Source organism: Neisseria sp. Ec49-e6-T10, assembly GCF_051132615.1.
Classification (GTDB): domain Bacteria; phylum Pseudomonadota; class Gammaproteobacteria; order Burkholderiales; family Neisseriaceae.
The window spans coordinates 1,852,821-1,873,913 of record NZ_CP152375.1 but is presented as its reverse complement, the minus strand read 5'-3'; the positions used below and the strand labels follow the sequence as shown (position 1 = coordinate 1,873,913).

Here is a 21,093-nt window from a genome sequence, read left to right as displayed (position 1 = left end):
TATAAAATATGGCAGATTCTGAACTAGTCAACATGGGCTTTGTGAAGGCTGCCTTTGGTGTGAAAGGCTGGATCAAACTTTCTGCACAGACAGAATACGCCGATAGTTTGCTTGACTTTGACACTTGGTATCTTGGCAAAAATAATGAATTTACCGCCTTTACTTTAAGTGAAGGCAAAGTTGTGCCTGATGGCTTAGTTGCCAAACTAGCAGGCATTGATGACAGGGAAGCTGCCCATAATTTAAAAGGTTTTACGATTGCTGTACCCAGAAGCGAATTTGCACCGGTAGAAGAAGGTGAATACTATTGGGCTGATTTAATTGGGATGCAAGTAAGTACCTTAGACAATATCATTTTGGGCCAAGTCGTTGATTTAATGCAAACAGGTGCACATGATGTATTGGTTATTCATGGTGAACATGGACAAAAACTAATCCCTTTTGTTGGTGCCTATATACATGAAGTAAACACTGAAAATAAAACTATTTTAGTTGATTGGGGACTTGATTACTGATGCATATTCAAGCCATCAGTTTGTTCCCTGAAATGTTTTGTGCCATCACAGAACAAGGTGTCATTGGTCGAGCGTTAAAAAATAAACTGTGGCAGTTTAACTGCATTAATCCTCGCCAATTTACTGATAACCCTTTAGGTTATATAGATGATCGCCCTTTTGGTGGTGGGCCAGGCATGGTTATGATGGCAGAGCCTTTAATTAAAGCCATAGAACATGCCCAAACACAACAAAGCAAACCAGCAAAAGTGCTTTATCTTAGTCCACAAGGCAAGGTTTTTTCACATACGCAAGCCAAACGGCTAAGTAAAGAGAGTGGTTTAATTTTCCTTTGTGGGCGTTATGAAGGTATTGATGAGCGTGTATTGACTTATGTCGATGAAGAAATTTCATTAGGAGATTTCGTTGTATCTGGTGGTGAATTACCCGCCATGACCATGATAGATGCGATACTACGACTCAAACCTGGTGTGTTAGGTGATGAATTATCCGCGCAGCAAGATTCTTTTGCTCAAGGCTTATTGGATTACCCTCACTATACACGACCAGCCAGTTTTCAAAATATGGATGTCCCTGAAGTATTATTATCAGGTAACCATGCTTTGATTAAGCGGTGGCGGCTAGAGCAATCATTACGCCGCACTGTAACCAAAAGGCCAGATTTACTATCTGATCTTGATTTAACAAAAGAGGCATCTGGGCTCCTGAAAAAAATTCAGGAGGAACAAGACAGCCATAAAACGGAGCATAAAAAGTGAATTTAATTGAACAACTAGAGCAAGAAGAAATTGCTCGCTTAAATAAAGAAATCCCAGCTTTTGCCCCTGGTGACACAGTTGTGGTACATGTACGTGTAAAAGAGGGTACTCGTGAACGTTTGCAAGCTTACGAAGGTGTGGTGATCGCACGTCGTAATCGTGGTTTAAACAGTTCAGTGATTGTACGTAAAATTTCTTCTGGTGAAGGTGTAGAGCGTACATTCCAATTATATGCACCAACAGTTGCAAAAATTGAAGTGAAACGTCGTGGTGATGTTCGCCGTGCGAAGCTATACTACCTACGTGGCTTAACAGGTAAACGTGCTCGTATTAAAGAAAAATTACCTGCTCGCAAACAAGCTTCAACAACAAAAGCATAAATTGTTATCTTGTTTTTCAAAAAGCTGCTTAAAGTTAAGCAGCTTTTTTTATAGACCACACAAACAAAACCCAAAGCCAATCAACTTATTATTAATAAGCCCCCTAAATTAAGGTATAATTTAACTGGCTAAAACGAGTAAAACAATAAATCAAATCCTAAAAACCTGACTCAAAAAACATCTATTTCTGTTTAATGTGTCCGTTTATTGTGCCAAGCAAACTCAATGCTAGAGATCACTTTTGAAAAAACAATAAAGTTATTAACATAATGAACAATACCCCTAAATTTATTCCTTTACGCTTACATACAGAATTTTCAATTACTGATGGCATGGTCAGGGTTAAAGATGCCATCAAACAAGCAAAAGCCAACCATTTTCCCGCTTTAGGCATCAGTGACCTAATGAATTTATTTGGCATGGTCAAATTCTATAAAACATGTTTATCACAAGGAATCAAACCTATTATTGGTGCGGATTTGATTTTGAAAAATCCAACAAAACCCGACCGCCCTTCCCGTTTTTTATTGATTGCACAAAACCACACTGGCTATTTGCGCTTATGTGAACTACTGACAAAGGCCTATATAGAAGAACACACTAAAGGCCAAGCACAAATAGACATATCTTGGCTGGAAGAACAAGATAATACGGGGTTAATTTGTTTGTCTGGTGCGCATCTTGGCATTATTGGGCAAACCCTACTCAATGACCAATATGAAGAAGCTAAAGCACTAGCAGCAAAATGGGCGGCTTTATTTCCAAATCGCTTTTATCTGGAACTTCAACGTTTACCAGAGCAATCCAATACGGAACAATGCGTAGGGCAAACATTGGCACTGGCTCATGATTTATCTTTACCTGTTGTGGCCACCCACCCTATTCAATTTTTAAATAAAGATGACTTTGAAGCACATGAAACACGTGTGTGTATTGCAGAAGGGTATGTATTAGGCGACTCTAGACGCCCTAAAAATTTTCACCCCAGCCAGTATTTTATCAGTCATGATGAATTTATTGCCTCTTTTTCAGACATTCCAGAAGCACTTACTAATAGTCTAGAAATAGCCAAACGCTGTAACTTAGAAATTACATTGGGCAAAAACTTCTTACCTCTATTCCCAACACCTGAAGGCATCACCCTTGATGAATATATGATGACTCAAGCTCAGGAAGGGTTAGAAACCAGAGCGGAAATATTATACCCTGATGAAACTGAACGCAATAAAGTTTGGCCAGAGCTACAACAAAGACTAAAATTTGAAATCGATACCATTATACAAATGGGGTTCTCTGGCTATTTCTTAATTGTGGCAGACTTTATTAACTGGGCGAAAAATAACGGCTGTCCAGTGGGTCCTGGCCGCGGTTCAGGCGCGGGTTCCTTAGTGGCTTTCGCTTTAGGCATTACAGACTTAAACCCTCTGGATTATGCTTTGCTATTTGAACGCTTTTTGAATCCGGAACGAGTGTCCATGCCTGACTTCGATATCGACTTTTGTCAGGACAACCGTGGGCGTGTTATTGATTATGTAAGAGAGCGATATGGACATGATGCCGTAAGCCAAATCATCACCTTTGGTACCTTAGCTTCTAAAGCTGTGGTACGTGACGTTGGCCGAGTTTTACAAATGCCTTACAGCATGTGTGATGAGCTGTCTAAGCTTATTCCTGCGGCACCTGGCAAACAATACAGTTTAGATGATGCTGTTCAAATGGAACCACAATTACAGGCAAAACTGGAAGATGAAGAAATTGCTAAGTTATGGTCTTTAGCAAAAAAACTGGAAGGTTTGACCAGAAACGTTGGGATGCATGCAGGTGGAGTATTAATTGCACCAGGTAAATTAACTGACTTTTGCCCACTTTATCAAGCCGATGGTGGTGTGCCAGTTTCTCAATTTGATAAAGACGATGTAGAACAAATTGGCTTGGTTAAATTTGACTTCTTAGGACTACGTAACTTAACCATTATTCAAATGGCTGTAGATTTTATCAAGGGTCTACATCCCGATTTAACCATTGACCTAAACACCCTCCCCCTTACAGATACGGCAGCCTATAAACTACTGGCAAAAGGCAATACCACCGGTGTATTCCAACTAGAGTCAGATGGGATGAAAGGTTATTTAACCAAACTTCATCCAGACCGTTTTGAAGATATTGTCGCCATGCTGGCACTTTATAGACCTGGCCCTTTAGGTAGTGGCATGGTGGAAACCTTTATTAACCGTAAAAAAGGTATTGAAAAACCTGACTATTTTCATCCAGACTTAACCGCTTGTCTGGAACCAACCTATGGCGTGATTGTATACCAAGAACAGGTGATGCAAATTTCGCAGATTATTGGTGGTTATACATTAGGTGGCGCGGATATGTTGCGGCGCGCTATGGGTAAGAAAAAACCTGAAGAAATGGCCAAACACCGTGATATTTTTATCAATGGCGCAAAAGAAAAAGGTTATGATGAAAAACTAGCCGAACATCTATTCGATTTGATGGCGATGTTCGCAGAATATGGTTTTAATAAATCACACTCAGCAGCCTATGCTTTGGTTACTTATCACACAGCATGGCTCAAAGCACATTACCCTGCAGCATTTATGGCTGCAACCATGTCTTGTGAATTGGATAACACAGATCAACTAAAAATATTTTACGATGATTGCTTAGCCAATAAATTAATATTTTTGCCCCCTTCTATTAATCACTCTTTTTATAAATTTACACCTATTAATGACAAAGAAATCCGTTACGCCCTTGGCGCAATTAAAGGTACTGGCGAAGCGGCAGTCAATGAAATTGTAGCAGAACGTGAAGCGAATGGCTCCTTTTCCAGCTTGTTTGATTTTTGCGAGCGTATGGGTAAAACCCATGTTAATAAACGCTCTTTAGAAGCATTAATTAAAGCTGGCGCATTTGATGAAATTGACCCTAATCGTGCCAAATTATTCAATAATATTGCCTTGGCGATGGAACATGCTGATCAAGCTTTGGCGAATAAGAACCAAGGCAGTTTATTTGATTTAGATGAAACCATAACAGAAGAAGTACAAATGGAAGATTATCCTGCTTGGGATGACATTACTTTATTGGCAGAAGAAAAACAATCTTTAGGGTTTTATTTATCGAACCACCCATTTTCAGCTTATGCCAAAGAAGTTAGAGCTTTTATCAAACAGCCTCTGAAAAAAATTGTACCTAAAGAGGGGACTCAAACTTTAGCTGGCTTTGTCACTGCAATTAGAACCAAAGTAGGTAAACGAGGTAAAATGGCTTTTATTACCTTAGAAGACCAAAATGACAAACTAGAAGTATCAGTATTTGGCGAAGTTTATGAACAAAATGCAACCATATTAAAAGCTGATCAAGTGATGATTATTGAAGCTAAAGTCAGTAAAGATATGTTTAATGGTGGAGACAGTGTCCGCATTATTGCCGATAAAATTTATGATCTGGAAAAAGCCAGACTTCGTTTTGCACGTGGTTTATTGTTAAAAGTCAGTCATCAGCATAACGCCACCCAAATTATGTCTTTACTGCAATCCTATCAAGGAAAAGAATATGGTGTTTCATTAAAAATCAATTATCAAAATCAAGAAGCTTCAGGTGATTTAGCACCCAATCATAAATGGCTGGTTACACCCGAATCTACGCTGATTAATCAATTAGAACAAATTTTAGGTAAACAAGCAGTCGAAGTGATTTGGTAAGAAAAAAGGCTCATTAAGAGCCTTTTTTCTTAAGTACATATCATGATCACATATCCAGCATATCAAATAATTTATTAATCATTTATATATCATTTTAATTTTATAAATTATTTTAAATATTAAATAACATATAAATAAAATTTCATTCCAAATATTCAATTATTTCTGTATAATAATCAAGTGTTCATAAAAAGAGGATTATTTAATTTATGCAAAAAAATTTGGAGCAAAAACTGCTCAAACAGTCCATGCTTCTGATGTTTATTGTCGCAATACTCGGTATCACCATTGGTTTTTTTTCTGGCTCACAATCTATTTTATTCGATGGTTTTTTCTCTATTGTTGCAACGTTCATCAAAATTTTGATGGTTGGTACAGCAGTTCTGATCAAAAGAGAGTCTAGTCGTACATTCCAATTTGGTTTTTGGCGTTTAGAGCCATTAGTGCTCATTATTGAAGGCAGTTTTATTTTACTTATTTCTGTCTACGCTTTTTTAAATGGTATTTTTGGTATTTTGGATGGCGGTCGCCAAGTAGAATTTGGCTTGGCTATTGGTTATGCAATTTTCTTCACTGTTGCTGACTTCTCCTATTTTTTCTATGTCAAACACAAAAACCGAACATTAAAATCGCCTTTAGTCCATTTTGATAACATCAGTTGGTTGGTTGATGCCATGTTATCTGTTGGCTTACTGATCAGTTTTATACTTGCTTGGCAATTGTCCAATCATGGCTTAGCACAGTGGTCCGCTTATGTCGATCCCATTATTTTAATTGTTTTATCACTCAGTATGATTCCACCTTCAATTAAAATTTTACACCCTTCAATTAAAGACTTATTGGGGATGGCACCAGACTATTTAAATGAAAAAGTCACCGAAACCATGGAGCACTTCAAACAAAAATACCATTTTAAAGAATATGCTAGCTATGTTCAAAAAGATGGCCGTGCACATGTTATTGAGATTCACATAGTATTAGCTGCAGATTTTCCAATTAACACTGTAGCAACCTTAGACAATATTCGGCAAGAAATTGCAGATGCTCTTGGTAAAGCAAATAGACAACGTTGGTTAACCATTTCCTTTACTGGTGATAAAAAGTGGATTGTCTAAAATAAAAGCCAACTTATAAGTTGGCTTTTTTCAAATAACACATAATTATTTAATCACAAACTCTCCTACCACCACTTTTTCTTTTGCACCTTTTAAACGTAAAATCACTTGTTCATCCTTCTGATTTTTTTGTCCAAAATGGGTTGTTAAAGTCAGCATTAAAGTTGTTGCAGGTGCCACAATTTGCTGATTGTGTCCATAAAACTGAGCTTCTACAATATACTTACCGGGTTTAGCCTGCCTTAAAGAAAACTCTTCTGGCCCATATCCTCCAGTAAAATCGCGTGACATACGCCCCCCTTGATAAGTCAACGGATGGGCATAATAAGCCTTTTCTCCATTAGGATCTGTTACCCATAAATCAATATCTGTATTATCTGCATCCCATGCCAAGATGGCTCGTAAATCTAGAGGCAAATTGCGTAATAAACGTTTATCTATTTGGCTGACATCTAAAGAAGTCGGTGCGGCAGCAACAATTGCATTTAGTTCAGCCAATGCGATTAGTTCTACTTCTGGGAAACGGTCATGCCAAGGTGTGCTCACTACTGCCCACAGCTGATTAATGGCTTCTTGCTTTTGTCCTGCCTGATCTAAGGCCAAGGCTAAATCGCGCCATGACTGTGGTTCATTTGGACTTAATTGTTTTACTCGTTCGAAAATAGGAATGGCTAAAGGGTATTGTTTGGCTTGTAATAAACGATAGCCTAATATCCTTAAAATATGACGATTTTCTAAATTCATTTCAGCTAAATTTGATAAAACACGCAAAGCCAGTTGGTTTTGTCCTTTTTCAAACATGAAATCAGATACATCCAAGAAAAATGCCGTACTATTGGCATAACTTGGCTTTTCATCCAAATAAATAGCATATAGATCTTCTGCTTTAGCTGCTTTTAATCTCTTGATATAAGGTTCATCTGGTGTCCATTTTTTGAGTTGAATAGAAGCACTTTGTTGCGTGTTACCATTTAAACCTAATTGTCTTGCTACAGCTTTATTTGCAGTGGGCACAGGGGGGATAGCTTCTGCCTCCATCATATCAGTCGGTTCTGCCATGGTTGCAGGTACCTCTATAGCTTGAGCTATTATATCCGTTGTACTATCTTCATATGCTTCATTACCGCCTCGCCCTGCTAAATCCTTTCGCTTATTGATGTTAATTTTAGGTATGTTTCCTTTTGGAAATTTTTGATCCCACCAAGCTTGTTTCTGCTTAAACTGTTGTGCCACCCGATCAATATGTTCTTGCTGCGTTTGTTTTTTCTCCTGCACTACATCTGCTAGCCGTTGGCGGTATTCTGTTAATAACTCAGCTGGCGGTTCAATTTCATAACGCACGTAATCTGATACATTATCCAACACAATAAGTGATGTATATTGAGTTAACAATCCAAACTGTTTGCCTAAACGCACGATCTGAGCTTGATTCAAATGTGTATTAGCAGATAACTTATTGACCAACATGCTAGCCCATGCCGCCGCCGCAAAATGATCCTGTTTGAGTTCTTCATTATTCAGTTCAATTGTGCTATTACTAATCGTCCCATCGGGTTGTTGAATCTTTAAATGTAAGCTCGCCCGTGGCTGATTTAAGATACCTGTAACAAGATAATAGCCATTTTCAGCAATTGGACTTAAAATATTCAATTCACTGGCGCCTTCAGCAGATAGCTCAGATACATAAGCTTGCCTTAACTGTAAAGACTCAAGGGCTGCAACAAGAGATATCTTTAATAAATCCAAATAAGCGCCACCATTTTTTTGAGCAAGCTGACGCAATAACCCATCATCCGCACCAGCAGATGCACTCATAGCATATAAAGGTATATTTGTGTCTGGAAAAACACCTGAACCAAAATTAAACAGACCATCTGTAAATAAAAATGCGACATCTACTTTATCTGGTACACGCATAACCTCAGCATTGGTTGCACCATCATAGACCATCTTTTCTAGAGTACGACGAAGCTCACGCCAATTGCCTTGAATAATATCAAAATTTTGAATAGGCTCTGCCTGATCACGCACAACAAGTAATTTTACTTGAACATTCTGTATCTTCTTAAAGTATTGTTCTAATAAATCTAATTCTTTTACATGATTACGTGCTTGTGCTGAAGCGGAAGCATCCCAAATAATGGCTATATTTTTAGGGGCCACTCGTGGTAGGGCATGAACACTTTGTGGTGCTGGAATCTGAGCATAGAAATACGTTTGCCCTTGAAACTCTTGCGTACTGATAATTGGTTTGTTTAAATAGGCTGGAACCTTAATTTGTAAGGACTCAGATGGAGATTTATAATTTTTCTCATTGATCAAAACCTCACTGTTTCCTTTATTTTTAGATACAGTTAAGGCCTTTGCACCTATAGATGCATCAACTCCTTCACTCAATTGATTGATGGTAAATTTTGCCTGTAAATGCTGTACTTGTTCCGAGAACATCAATGGAAACTGAAAAACTAATTGTTTCTTATCCACCACATTTAAGTCTTGTACTATATCTAGGCGAACAGTACGAGCCCCTTTAGCTGGAATAGGATAAACCCGTAATTTATAAAAATTAGTGCTGTTTTTTTCTAATAATGCAGGGTCTACTTTTGTTCGGGTAATGTCTTCAAAGACTTGCTGCCCAACTGCTTTTTCAACAGCGACAGCATCACGCAATTGACCATTAATATCCAATGCAAAGCCATTCACTGTTTGCCCTGCGATTAAGGGGAACTGCAACTGGCCTTCTAAATCAATAGCATTGGGATTATATAAAGTGAATTCAACCTGAGTTTTAGCAACTGAACCTATAATGACACCATTAATTTTAACACTCTGTAATTGAATGTGTTGTTTTGCCTGAGGATTATTGATGACAATATTTATTGGTTCAATCACTGTTTTAGGCATCACCATAGCAGATAACTGCATAGTATAACTTAAAATCAAAACAGAAAACACATAAGCAAACTTTCTGCACAAAGACATAGTACCCCCAAAAAATTTAAAGTGATTTAAATATAATTAAAAATTCTTTTTAAGAATAATATCACGACACCATATATTGATAAACGAGAATCAAACCAGAAATCAAAAATACCTTATCCTAAAACAGATAAGGTATTTATATTTTATAACAAACAATTTTCATTCATGTTTTTGATTATTGCTGGATAGCTGGTACCAATCTATCTTACGTGTAATCAACATAATCACTGCCAATACAACAAATAACAAAATACTGCCTAAAAATAGAGCATTGTCTTCAGACTGTAAAATAAAATAGAGTAATGCATACAATGCCAGTAAACCTGATGTAAACATAAGGCTGTATTTTAAACTTTTTAACACTGCACTTAAATAAAAACCAATTAAGATACTACATGCTAAAGCGGCACAAATGTACGCATAGAAGAAACCAATTTGTTCAGAAAAAGCCAACAAAATCAAATAAAATAGAACCAACGCTGTACCCACTAAACCATATTGAACGGGGTGTACCCGAACTTTGGACATGACTTCAAATAAGAAAAAACCAATAAATGTTAAACCAATAAACAATAAAGCATACTTCACTGAACGTTCGTTTAACTGATACTGATCAACTGTTTCAATTAAATTCACAGCAAAACTAGGCACATCATTTGAATAAGAGTTTTGTTCAAAAACAATACCACCTTGTGCCATTTGCTGTACAAATATTTCATTTAAATTATTGGCATACCAAGTATTTTTCCATTTTGCATCAAATCCCTTTTGAGCATCAACGGATCTGCTTTCAGGTGCAATCACACCATTACCAATAAAACTTGGATGTGGCCAATTACTGGTCAAAGAAAATTCCGACTCCTTACCCAAAGGCACAACAGATAAATTACTGGTTCCCTGTAAAGATAGCACAAAATCAAAATCGTTAGTTGTATTGAGTAATTGAGCTAAAAATGGGGCATGAACGCCTTTACTAAAACGGCTATTATTGACACCTGCATCAAATTTTTGCGCACTTTTATTGAGATTAAAAGTAGATAAACCTATAATTCCTCTTGGGTCAGACACCATAACCATGACATAAGGATCAATTTTCAGATTTTTATATCCTTTTAAATCATCATAATTAATTTGACCAAACTGACCATTAAAACTCAAATCACCTGTATAAAGTTGCCCCTGATAAATACCTAGCTTAAGCGACTTAACTTGTATATCGCCATCTACCGAAAGTTTTTCAGGTAAAACATAACGGGTTTCTGATGTTGGAACCCATCGTTTTTTACCTGTTTTCACCTCAACTTGTTCGAGATCATACTTAAATGGTAACACTAAAATAGGGCCAATAATTCGTTGTGGCCCACTATTACTTTGTGCAATTTTCTCTAATACTGAATTTTTATAATAAGCTCGCTCAGAAATAGTGTGATAAATAATATTACTCAAAACGACTAAAATGATGATAATAACACCAATCACCGCCAACTTAGCCACAACAGAAAGACGCTTCAACATATCAATGCTCCAAAGGTAATTGACCATCAGCATACAAACTGAATATGAAATACAAATGAAGTAAATGTGAAGAATAGGTGAAGTTCGTATTAATCTTTTACAGGCAAAGATAAAATAGCTAAGGCACCACCATCAGGATGATTACTTAATGAAACGCGGCCTTTATGCAGTAATGCCACTTCCCAAACAAAACTTAAACCCAGTCCAGTGCTTTTTGCTTTATGAGGTCTTGGTAAAGAATAAAAACGTTCAAAGATTCTGGCTAAAGCATAATCAGGAATCCCCTGACCAGAGTCATGAATACTGATCTCGTACATGCGGCCATTTTGCTCAATACCTACACGAACAATTCCTGCTTGAGGCGTAAAATCTAAAGCATTATCCAATAAATTACTCAATGCTTGTTGCAGCAATAAAGCGTCACCCCGTACAACTCGTTCTTCCTCAAGAGATGTATTTTGAAATTGAAGCTCAACCTGATTTAACTGATATTGAGGCTCTTTTTCACAAATAACGTTCTCAATCAATTCATTCAAATTAACTGTTTCAAAACTAATATGGGTTAAGCTTTCTACTTTTGCTTGCAACAACATACGATCAATTAATTGCTGCATGCGTTCATTTTGTTGCAAAATATTGGCTAAAAATCTATCTTGCGCTTGTTGTGGTGGATGCTCTTGCAATATTTCAGCCGCCCCTTTTATCGCAGCTAAAGGACTTTTTAATTCGTGAGTTAACGTATGAACATATTGTTCTATATAGCCTTTTCCCTCTAACTTTGTGCGCATTTGTTCTAAAGCTTGAGCAAGCTTATCCAACTCAGGGCTATCCATTTTCGGTACACCTACTTTTTTCCCCTCTGTCACATCAGTTGCATAATGCTCCAATTTTTTAAGCGAGCGATTGATCCACAAAACAAAAAATAACCCTAAAAGCAAAGCAATACACAATAAAATCACACCCGCTACTTTAATACGACGTTCGCCCTCTTTAATCACTAAAGCCATTTCCTTATTCGGTTTGGAAACGGTTAAAGAACCAACAATACGGCCATCCACTTTTATTGGTGCGGCCACATGCATAACCGAACTTGTTTCATCATCAGGATCGCTTTTTGAACTTCTGGCCCCATATTTTCCACGTAAAGTCAGGTATACATCATTCCAACGAGAATAATCCTGTCCTAAGTCCTTATGAGCAGAATCAAAAATCACAATACCTTTTTCATCAGTAATATACACTCGATATTCAGTACGGTTTTTAATTAAACGATCAATCTTGGCACCAATCGGGTATTGATTGAGTTGACTAAATGCCTGAGTAAAACGACCATTTACTAAAGTATGATCCTGCATATCCTGAGCAGCAAACTGTGCCAGCGTATTGGCTGTGTCAACCAAGGTATTTTCTGTTGCACGACGAATACCTGGTTTTATTTCCTGAACAAAAATATTCAAAATAAAATAACCTATGAGCGCAACCAGTAAAAAAAAGAACAATAGAAACCGAAAGCTGATTTTCATTTTCGTATACTCAAGCTGTAACCTAGCCCCCTATGAGTCAAAATTGGATCTTGTTCAGGTGCTATTGCTTTAAGTTTTGCTCTAACGGTTTTAATATGGGTATCAACCGTTCGATCAATACTGTCTTCAGAACCCCAAATTAAATCCATTAATTGCTGACGTGAAAACACCCTATTAGGCGCAAGAATAAGGGTCTTCAATAATAAAAACTCATAACGGGTTAAAGATAAAACCACTTGATGATAAGCAATAGATGCGCCATCTTCATTCAAAACAAAAGCGCCTAAATCTTTAGTACCTGAAGGAGGGGCCTGTCGACTTACCCTGCGTAAAACAGTTCTCACCCTAGCACTGACTTCTCGTGGTGAAAATGGTTTAGCGATATAATCATCTGCACCTATTTCCAACCCTACAATACGGTCTACCTCTTCACTTCTGGCCGTTAAAAAAATAAAAGGGATATCTTTTTGAGTCTGTATTTTTTTACTCAAACTAAAACCATTAATATCAGGTAAACCTATATCTAATATCATTAAATCTGGTTGCTCTTTTTTAAGTGCATCTAATAGGGTTTCTCCACGATCAAACCATCGTACAGAAAAGCCATCCTGCTCTAATACATAAATTAAGGTATCTGCTATAGCTTGTTCATCTTCTACTAGCCAAATTTGATTACTCATCACCCAAACCAATTAAAAAATATTTCCAAATAATAACATCTTTACCATAAAAAAAGCTGCTTGAAATTACACTCAAGCAGCTTTTGATACAAGAAAACATTACCACTGATAATTCAAGCCAGCCTGACCTTCATAACGTGTATAACCTTTTCCACCCCATTGAGCACCAACTTGACCCCATACCTTCCAGTTCTTGGCAATCGTACCTTGCAAACCCATCTTTCCTTCAGCCTTATCTTTTGGCACCCCATCTTTTAACTCCATAGAGCCACCTCGACCACCTTCAAATTGAGCTGAATTTTTTGCTGTATCATGTAACCAGTTAATCTCTAAGTACGGTTTTGCTGAATAACCTTCTAATGCACGTCCATATAAACGTGCTCCTAAGCGTGTATGAATACCGCTGGCTTTGTCTCCTGTGATTTTTAGATTGTTCCCATCTTTATAATCATCCGCACTGTAATTGGTATAAGCAATTTGTGCCTGTGGTGTCAACATGATCTCTGTATTGCCTCGTGTGGCTAAATGTATACCATAGCCTGCCTCTAAGGATACCGCCCAGCTATTAGAATCATATTTATCTTCTTTATTCACTTGGGCTTCACCACTGATTTTGTTTTTATACCAACCATATTGAGCCCAGCTGTCTACATACAAACCTTTACCTTGGGCTTCATCCGCAAACCAAGTGCCATATAAGCCAACGCTGTAACCTGTGACTTTACCCTTAGCTAAAGTATTGGTTAATTTAGAGACCACATCTGACTCAGTTTGACCATAAGCGCCCATTAAGCCTAAGTGTAGATTCCCTTCTTGAATCTGCCATTTGCCTATGTCCCCTCCTAAGTGAATGAGATTACTGTCAGTATCCACATTCATTGTGTTATTCACACTTTGGTTCTTAGCATTGCTGGTTGCGGCTCTTACCCATACAGAGGATTTCTTCTCACTGCCTCCTGCTATATTGTTTGCGTGTCCTTGTCTATCATAAAGGGTATGCATAAATAAACTGGAAGCAGCTGTTTGGTTCGCTAAATAGGCACCTGTGGCTGGGTTAAATATCGGAATATTTTTGTCATACATATTTCTTAAGTACCAGTTTTGATCGGCACTACCTTGTCCCAACACGTATTCATATAAACCATAAGCCATGGGTTTATCTAATTTAAAGCTATTGGCACTGCTTGTACCTAAGCTTTCTATAACTTTAATTCCTTCGCCTTGAGTCAACTGTCCCATTGTCTCTAAATGACTTGTATCGTTCACAACATTAATCTTTAATCGAGTGGCACCACCTGTACCTACTGTACTATCATCTATCACCAATAAGTCACTTAGGCTGTTTATATCGCCTTCATTCAATACGGTATCCAGTTCTAAGGTACCGCCATCTGAAATAAATAGACCACTACCATAAGTACCTGCTGTGGCACCACCACCAATCACTAAGATATCCCCTGCCTGTTTGTTCTCGGTTAAATCTATTGTACCTCTGTTCTCAAAGGTGTTCAGATTGATTAACTGACCTTGAACGATTCCTGCTTTATTGATGCTTAAGGCACCTGAGGTTATATATTCGTTTGTGGTGTCTACTGTACTCTCACCTGTCACAGCAGCTAATCGTACGGTACCTGTGAGTTCATTTTTAAATACGTCATTGCCACCGCCAAAGTTTGAAATCGCTACAGCTTTGGTGTCTCTGATTAAATCGCCATCTGTATCAGCAAAGTTGCGAATATTGAAGCTATTTGATGAATGGTTGCTAAAGGTTGTATCCTCTGCGCCTGATGTGACAAAACCAGTTAGCGTCCCATAGTTATTGATGGTTAATTTGTTGCCCGCTTGTGCCGAAGTCATTAACACTGCTTGATCATTCATAGAATCAACAATACCATCATTATTTAATGTATGTGAAGCAGCTGAACCATTACTGGTAAAAAGTACACCTGTTAATGAACCACCATGAACTTGGGCACCTTGTGCAATATTAATTTCGCCCTTACCATTGTTTCTGATCAATAATCCTGCAGTGCCTTCACTTGCATCAACAGTAGCGGTAGAACCTAAATTAATCAAACCTTCTGTACCCAAAGTAGCAAGATCTTTATCCCAAACTGCAATGCCAATGTTTCTACCGCCACCTGTGGCTGTATTGTCTTTACCAACAACTTTAATCACACCATCGTTATAATTAACATTGACTTTACCTTCACCACTATACGCATTAATACCATGATTTCCTACACTGTCAGAAATTTGCCCAGTTGTAATATTACCTGAAGCCAAGATATCCACATTACCCTTATCTGCTCTAACAACGATACCAGCAGCATCTTTTGTGATAATATTTCCTCTATTAATTAATGTAACATTCCCAGCAACAGATGATGATATAATACCTATTGAATTAGATTTTTCAGTTAAAATATTACCTCTGTTTGTAATATAAATCGGTGCATCTTCTTCTGCTCTAACATGTAATCCATAAGCATCCACCCCATTTGTTGTAATAGTTGAATTGACATCGACAATTACTTTTTTATTTTCTGAGTTTAAACCACTGCTTCTGGCATGTATTCCTATAATTTTATCACCAACGGTGTTTACAGTAGTACCTACATCAGTCGTAATAGTCGCACTACCTGTCCCACCACCTTGACCTACATTATTCCAAGCAACCAAACCATAGCCTGCACTTACTGTACTATTATTGGCTTGTACATTAATCGTACCTTGCTTATAATGAATTGACGCATCTCCTGCAGAGTAGGAAATAGCCTCAATACCATAAATCCAACGTGCAGCACCATTATTCAATTTAACATCAATATTACCTTTTGCTTCAACAGAAGCATTTACTTTACTAGTAATGACACTACCTGAATCTGTTGCCTGTATACCAACCATATAACTAGTGGCTTGATTATTTGTACTGCTGGTTACTGATATACCAGCCCCATCATATTTTACTTTTGCAGATCCTGTAGCATTATTTGTCTTCAATTGAGCCCTAAGACCTACCATACCAGTTACCCCAGTCGCATTACCACTATCTATAGTAAATCGCGAGTTACTTTCAACAGAAGATAATGTCGCTGCAACACCAGACACAGCAGCAATACCCTGTGCACCAGCTCTAATTTCACTATTATTGGTATCAGTTACCGTAACACTTCCATTAGCAGCTTCAGCAATAATTCCTGCTCCATTAAAACCAGTCGCACTAATATCTGCACCATTTTCAATCAGTACATTGCCAGTTCCAGTTTGGTTGGCATGTATACCAAATGAACCTTCACCCAATACAGTAAGCACACCTGAATTATAAATTGAAGTATTATAATTTTTATTAAGAGCAAAGATACCATGGGCAGTATTACCTTTGGTATTAATCGTGCCATAATTATAAATACTGGTATATGCACCAGCATTACTTGCATCAGAAAAAATCCCCATTGAGCCATTTCCAATGGTTTTTATGGTTGCACGAGAAGTCAATGTAACATTTTTTCCTGCACCACCAGTTGTTTGCGCAGAAACGCCATACGCATTATCCCCTGACGTTTCCAACTCAATTCCAGTATTTTTTAGGTCAATAATCGTATTACCACTATTACCCCAGTTTTTTGCATAAACTGCATGACCATTTTTTGTTGAAATTTTACCCGTACCATTATGAATAATTTGGGCATTCCCGTCACCTTGGCTCAACACTTCCAGACCATCTAACTCATTTGGTCTCCCACCAGCAGTATTTCTTAAAGTAAACTCTCCTGAGATTGAAATAGTTGAGTTTCCAGCACTATTAACCAATACCCCTGTATCACCATCATCACCTACAATAATAGTGTTTTTACCATTAAATGAAGCTGTTGCATGGCCTGAAGCACCTCCTGATACAGGGTCTTGAGACTGAACAATCACACCATGAGTGAGTGCACCATTATCATTTTTAATGGTTAAAACGTCTCCAGTAGTATTATTAACCTCTAATGTAGCCGTACCGGTTCCCTTTGCTATGACTTCTATGGTCGAACCTATATTGGTATTATCTACAGAACCATGCCCTGTTAAAGTCACCTTTGCATCTTCATTAGTACCTGTTGCAGTACAACCAATCTCAGCTAAAGATCCCCCACTACCCAGATTAGTACTACAATTAGCGGCCAGAGCGGTATTAGCAGAAGCCAACAAGCCTGCGGTAGCAGCGAGCGTAGCAGCCTTTTTCATCACGTTTGATTTGGTCTTACCCTTCGCCAACTCCGATGTCACCACCCAATGTCCCGTTAACTGACTAAACACGACTCTGTATACTTTGTTCATAACTACCCCTTTACCTTTAATTCTATAAATTCACCATTATCGAATTCAAATATTGATTTAATTCGATAATTTAAATATTAATATTAAATTTATTATACTTTTATTTACGAATAGAAAGCACAGAATTTTAACTAATATTTACATTTCAATTAATAAACAGCTTTAAATACAACATAGTTTAAATATTAATAATATTATATTAATAATATAATCCTTGAATATAAATGTACCAATTAAAGTGAATAAGAAAAATAATCATTCTTAAGCAATAGAAGAGCTAGAAGCTCAAATGAAGGACGGAATACAGATTATAGAAATATAAAGAAGAAGAGCCCAGTTACAGTGTAACTGGGCTCTAAATGGGGAGTTTGGCGGTGTCCTACTTTCACATGGGTATCCACACTATCATCGGCGCTGAGACGTTTCACGATCCTGTTCGGGATGGGAAGGCGTGGGACCATCTCGCTGTGGCCGCCAAACATAAACTTGTACAAATCAGTAAAGCCATATGGCGTTCTATTCAAACACCATACTTCGAAATCTTTCAGGTAATAATTATACCTCAACAACAACCATCCGTCGCGCCTAAGCACTTCAAATGATAGAGTCAAGCCTCACGAGCAATTAGTATCAGTTAGCTACGTGCCTTACAGCACTTCCACACCTGACCTATCAACGTCCTGGTCTCGAACGACTCTTTAGGAGGATTAAATCCTCAGGGAAGTCTCATCTTCAGGCGAGTTTCGCGCTTAGATGCTTTCAGCGCTTATCTCTTCCGAACTTAGCTACCCGGCTATGCTTCTGGCGAAACAACCGGTACACCAGAGGTTCGTCCACTCCGGTCCTCTCGTACTAGGAGCAGCCCCCGTCAAACTTCCAACGCCCACTGCAGATAGGGACCAAACTGTCTCACGACGTTTTAAACCCAGCTCACGTACCACTTTAAATGGCGAACAGCCATACCCTTGGGACCGACTACAGCCCCAGGATGTGATGAGCCGACATCGAGGTGCCAAACTCCGCCGTCGATATGAACTCTTGGGCGGAATCAGCCTGTTATCCCCGGAGTACCTTTTATCCGTTGAGCGATGGCCCTTCCATTCAGAACCACCGGATCACTATGTCCTGCTTTCGCACCTGCTCGACTTGTCGGTCTCGCAGTTAAGCTACCTTTTGCCATTGCACTATCAGTACGATTTCCGACCGTACCTAGGTAACCTTCGAACTCCTCCGTTACTCTTTGGGAGGAGACCGCCCCAGTCAAACTGCCTACCATGCACGGTCCCCGATCCGGATAACGGACCTGGGTTAGAACCTCAAAGTCACCAGGGTGGTATTTCAAGGATGGCTCCATCAGAACTAGCGTCCTGACTTCTTAGCCTCCCACCTATCCTACACAAGTGACTTCAAAGTCCAATGCAAAGCTACAGTAAAGGTTCACGGGGTCTTTCCGTCTAGCAGCGGGGAGATTGCATCTTCACAACCATTTCAACTTCGCCAAGTCTCAGGAGGAGACAGTGTGGCCATCGTTACGCCATTCGTGCGGGTCGGAACTTACCCGACAAGGAATTTCGCTACCTTAGGACCGTTATAGTTACGGCCGCCGTTTACTGGGGCTTCGATCCAGAGCTTGCACCCCTTCACTTAACCTTCCAGCACCGGGCAGGCGTCACACCGTATACGTCCACTTTCGTGTTAGCACAGTGCTGTGTTTTTAATAAACAGTCGCAGCCACCTTTTCTCTGCGGCCCCTTCGCCCTTCGGATGTTCTCCTACAAGCTAATGGGGCATACCTTCTCCCGAAGTTACGGTATCAATTTGCCGAGTTCCTTCTCCTGAGTTCTCTTGAGCGCCTTAGAATTCTCATCCTGCCCACCTGTGTCGGTTTGCGGTACGGTTCGTTATAAGCTGAAGCTTAGTGGCTTTTCCTGGAAGCATGGTATCAGTTACTTCTGATCCTTAGATCATCGTTATCACTTCTCGGTGTTATAGAAGGGCGGATTTGCCTACCCTTCACACCTACCGGCTTGAACAGACACGTCCAACAGTCTGCTAACCTAACCTTCTCCGTCCCCACATCGCACTTATAACAAGTACGGGAATATTAACCCGTTTCCCATCGACTACGCATTTCTGCCTCGCCTTAGGGGCCGACTCACCCTACGCCGATGAACGTTGCGTAGGAAACCTTGGGCTTTCGGCGAGCGGGAATTTCACCCGCTTTATCGCTACTCATGTCAACATTCGCACTTCTGATACCTCCAGCATCCTTCTCAAGACACCTTCAACGGCCTACAGAACGCTCCTCTACCATATGTAATTACTTACATATCCGCAGCTTCGGTTATCAGTTTGAGCCCCGTTACATCTTCCGCGCAGGACGACTCGACCAGTGAGCTATTACGCTTTCTTTAAATGATGGCTGCTTCTAAGCCAACATCCTGGCTGTCTGGGCCTTCCCACTTCGTTTACCACTTAACTGATTATTTGGGACCTTAGCTGGCGGTCTGGGTTGTTTCCCTCTTGACAACGGACGTTAGCACCCGCTGTCTGTCTCCCACGCTCGCACTTTCTGGTATTCTGAGTTTGCCATGGGTTGGTAAGTCGCAATGACCCCCTAGCCATAACAGTGCTTTACCCCCAGAAGTGATACGTGAGGCACTACCTAAATAGTTTTCGAGGAGAACCAGCTATCTCCGAGTTTGTTTAGCCTTTCACCCCTATCCACAGCTCATCCCCTAATTTTGCAACATTAGTGGGTTCGGTCCTCCAGTGCGTGTTACCGCACCTTCAACCTGGCCATGGATAGATCACTCGGTTTCGGGTCTACACCCAGCAACTTGACGCCCTATTAAGACTCGCTTTCGCTACGCCTCCCCTATCCGGTTAAGCTTGCTACTGAATGTAAGTCGTTGACCCATTATACAAAAGGTACGCAGTCACGGATCAAGTCCGCTCCCACTGTTTGTATGCATCAGGTTTCAGGTTCTATTTCACTCCCCTCCCGGGGTTCTTTTCGCCTTTCCCTCACGGTACTGGTTCACTATCGGTCGATTACGAGTATTTAGCCTTGGAGGATGGTCCCCCCATCTTCAAACAGGATTTCACGTGTCCCGCCCTACTTCTCGTACGCTTAGTACCATCACTCAGTTTTCGGATACGGGCCTTTCACCCACTATGGAAGAACTTTCCAGATCTTTCTCCTAACTCAGTCATTATCTCGTACAGGCTCTTGCGCGTTCGCTCGCCACTACTGACGCAATCTCGGTTGATTTCTTTTCCTCCGGGTACTTAGATGGTTCAGTTCTCCGGGTTCGCTTCTCATGACCTATGTATTCAGTCATGGATACCATACATAATATGGTGGGTTTCCCCATTCGGACATCGCGGGATCAATGCTCTATTGCCAACTCCCCCACGCTTTTCGCAGGCTTACACGTCCTTCTTCGCCTGTAATCGCCAAGGCATCCACCTGATGCACTTATTCACTTGACTCTATCATTTCAAATGCCTAAACATCTTACTTAAACAGATTCTCGTTGTTGTGTCACTCCACACGCCTTTTGTCTTCGTGCTTCGTGTATTTCGA

At 39.4% G+C, this 21,093-nt stretch carries 10 protein-coding genes and 2 rRNA genes; 5 read left to right on the top strand and 7 right to left on the bottom strand.

Annotated elements, in window-relative coordinates:
* Positions 1–8 precede the first annotated feature (8 nt).
* From rimM to AADH04_RS09595, 5 genes are all read left to right on the top strand, one after another.
* Positions 9–515 (top strand): ribosome maturation factor RimM, encoded by a 507-nt coding sequence (gene rimM, locus AADH04_RS09615; RefSeq protein ID WP_434777064.1) that lies wholly within the window; start codon positions 9–11, stop codon positions 513–515.
* Positions 515–1,273, top strand: coding sequence for a tRNA (guanosine(37)-N1)-methyltransferase TrmD (gene trmD / locus AADH04_RS09610; protein WP_434777063.1), 759 nt, complete (start codon positions 515–517; stop codon positions 1,271–1,273). Before rimM ends, trmD begins: the two co-directional genes overlap by 1 nt.
* The gene (gene rplS, locus AADH04_RS09605; protein ID WP_434777062.1) at positions 1,270–1,653 is read left to right on the top strand and encodes a 50S ribosomal protein L19; all 384 of its coding nucleotides are present in this window, start codon (positions 1,270–1,272) and stop codon (positions 1,651–1,653) included. Before trmD ends, rplS begins: the two co-directional genes overlap by 4 nt.
* Before the next feature lie 269 nt (positions 1,654–1,922).
* Positions 1,923–5,366 carry a DNA polymerase III subunit alpha gene (dnaE, locus tag AADH04_RS09600; RefSeq protein ID WP_434777061.1) on the top strand — a complete coding sequence of 1,148 codons (3,444 nt, stop codon included), beginning with the start codon at positions 1,923–1,925 and terminating at the stop codon, positions 5,364–5,366.
* Positions 5,367–5,575: 209 nt separating this feature from the next.
* A complete protein-coding gene (locus AADH04_RS09595; RefSeq protein ID WP_434777060.1) occupies positions 5,576–6,481 on the top strand; it encodes a cation diffusion facilitator family transporter in 906 nt (301 codons plus the stop codon).
* A gap of 45 nt (positions 6,482–6,526) precedes the next feature.
* On the opposite strand, the gene AADH04_RS09590 is transcribed toward AADH04_RS09595, so the two are convergent.
* From AADH04_RS09590 to AADH04_RS09560, 7 genes are all read right to left on the bottom strand, one after another.
* Positions 6,527–9,463: a VIT domain-containing protein gene (locus tag AADH04_RS09590; protein WP_434777059.1), complete on the bottom strand. Its 2,937-nt coding sequence runs from the start codon at positions 9,461–9,463 to the stop codon at positions 6,527–6,529.
* A gap of 159 nt (positions 9,464–9,622) precedes the next feature.
* A complete protein-coding gene (gene creD, locus AADH04_RS09585; protein WP_434777058.1) occupies positions 9,623–10,978 on the bottom strand; it encodes a cell envelope integrity protein CreD in 1,356 nt (451 codons plus the stop codon).
* Between the two features lie 89 nt (positions 10,979–11,067).
* On the bottom strand, positions 11,068–12,501 hold the full coding sequence (gene creC / locus AADH04_RS09580) for a two-component system sensor histidine kinase CreC (protein WP_434777057.1): 1,434 nt from the start codon (positions 12,499–12,501) through the stop codon (positions 11,068–11,070).
* Positions 12,498–13,181 carry a two-component system response regulator CreB gene (creB, locus tag AADH04_RS09575; RefSeq protein ID WP_434777056.1) on the bottom strand — a complete coding sequence of 228 codons (684 nt, stop codon included), beginning with the start codon at positions 13,179–13,181 and terminating at the stop codon, positions 12,498–12,500. Before creB ends, creC begins: the two co-directional genes overlap by 4 nt.
* Positions 13,182–13,280: 99 nt before the next feature.
* The gene (locus AADH04_RS09570) at positions 13,281–17,504 is read right to left on the bottom strand and encodes an autotransporter outer membrane beta-barrel domain-containing protein (RefSeq protein WP_434777055.1); all 4,224 of its coding nucleotides are present in this window, start codon (positions 17,502–17,504) and stop codon (positions 13,281–13,283) included.
* Positions 17,505–17,870: 366 nt separating this feature from the next.
* Positions 17,871–17,983, bottom strand: a 5S ribosomal RNA gene (gene rrf / locus AADH04_RS09565).
* A gap of 124 nt (positions 17,984–18,107) precedes the next feature.
* A 23S ribosomal RNA gene (locus AADH04_RS09560) occupies positions 18,108–20,999 on the bottom strand.
* Between the last annotated feature and the right edge of the window lie 94 nt (positions 21,000–21,093).